General features: G+C 67.8%; 2 protein-coding genes. Both read left to right on the top strand.

Translation table 11 applies throughout. From position 1 onward, the window contains the following. Nucleotides 1-1,030, top strand: a 1,030-nt coding sequence (locus AC1D15_RS31555) for a TonB-dependent receptor (protein WP_477829146.1), incomplete at its 5' end; no start/stop codon positions are given. 22 nt (nucleotides 1,031-1,052) lie between these two features. After that, nucleotides 1,053-1,518, top strand: a 466-nt coding sequence (locus AC1D15_RS31550; RefSeq protein ID WP_477829145.1) for a PepSY-associated TM helix domain-containing protein, incomplete at its 3' end; no start/stop codon positions are given.

The following is a 1,518-nucleotide window of genomic DNA, read 5'->3' as shown; positions in this document are numbered from 1 at the left end:
CTCGTACACGGCGTTCCGTCTCGTGAAGAAGAACGCCTACGCGTGGGACTTCTTCAACACGCTGGACACCAACCTCTACACGCCGACCGCGTACGCGCAGCCGGAGTTCACGGCCGGGGCCTTCCGCGGCAACGACCTGGCCTCGCCGAACGAGACGGGCCGCTCGAAGCTGAGCAGCTTCGCGATCGGCGACACGCTGTCGATGCTGGACGACAAGCTGCTGGTCACGCTCGGCGTGCGCCACCAGAAGCTGGACATCAGCGACTACGGCTACAACTCCGACCCGGCCGATGACGCGCTGTACGACGAGAGCCGGACCAGCCCGATGCTGGGCGTGGTCTACAAGCTCGGCACGCAGTTCTCCGCGTATGCGAACCACGTCGAAGGCCTCACGCAGGGCAATACGCTGGCGGGCGTCAACGGCGGCCCGCCGGTGACGCTGGAGCCGTATGTGTCGAAGCAGAACGAGATCGGCCTGAAATACGACGGTGGACGCTTCGGCGGCAGCCTGGCGCTCTTCGCGACGAAGAAGCCGCGCCCGGTGGCCACGCAGAACAGCGTGGAGGGTGAAGACCGCCACCAGGGGATCGAACTGAGCTTCTTCGGTGAAGCGATGCCGGGTCTCAAGCTGCTCGGCGGCCTGACGCTGCTGAACGCGAAGCAGAAGAACACCGGGGACGCCACGACCGAGGGCAAGTACGTGATCGGCGTGCCCAAGAGCCAGGGCACCGTGGGCGCCGAATGGGCGGTGCCGGGCGTCGAAGGACTGGCGCTGGACAGCCGCGTCGTCTACACCGGCAACCGCTTCGCGAACTCCACCAACACGCTGCTGCTGCCGTCCTGGACCCGCGTGGACCTGGGCGGGCGCTGGATGGTCAACGTGCAGGATCGCCTGGTGACGCTGCGCGCGCGCGTCGACAACGTGGCCGACAAGTCGTACTGGGCTTCTGCAGGCGGCTACCCCGAGAATGGCTACCTCGTGGTCGGCRCGCCCCGCACCTTCGTGCTCAGCGCCAGCGTCGATTTCTGACGCCCCCGCACGGAGCCGCGGCATGCTGAGCGCAAGCACCCTGAAGACCTGGTCGTGGTGGCACAAGTGGAGCAGCCTCGTCTGCACCGCGTTCATGCTGCTGCTGTGCCTGACCGGCCTGCCGTTGATCTTCCACCATGAGATCGACCACCTGACCGGCGGCGAGATCGAGGCCCCGGAGATGCCGGCCGACACGCCGCGCGCCAGCCTCGACACGGTGCTGGCCTCGGCGCGCGCCCTCTACCCGGATCGCATCGTGCAGTTCGCGTCGCAGCCCGAGGACGACGACCGCCTGTGGCACGTCACGCTGACGCCGACGCCCGCGCCGACGCAGGACTTCAAGTCGATCGCGGTCGATGCGCGCACCGGCCGCGTGCTCGGCGAGGTGCCGGTCAACACCGGCTTCATGAGCCTCATGCTGCGGTTGCACGTCGACCTGTTCGCCGGGCTGCCGGGCAAGCTGTTCCTCGGTGCGATGGGGCTGCTGC

The organism is Rhizobacter sp. P2_H2 (assembly GCF_056403375.1).
The sequence above is the reverse complement of the archived record's forward strand: the minus strand, read 5'-3'. Positions and strand labels throughout refer to the sequence as shown.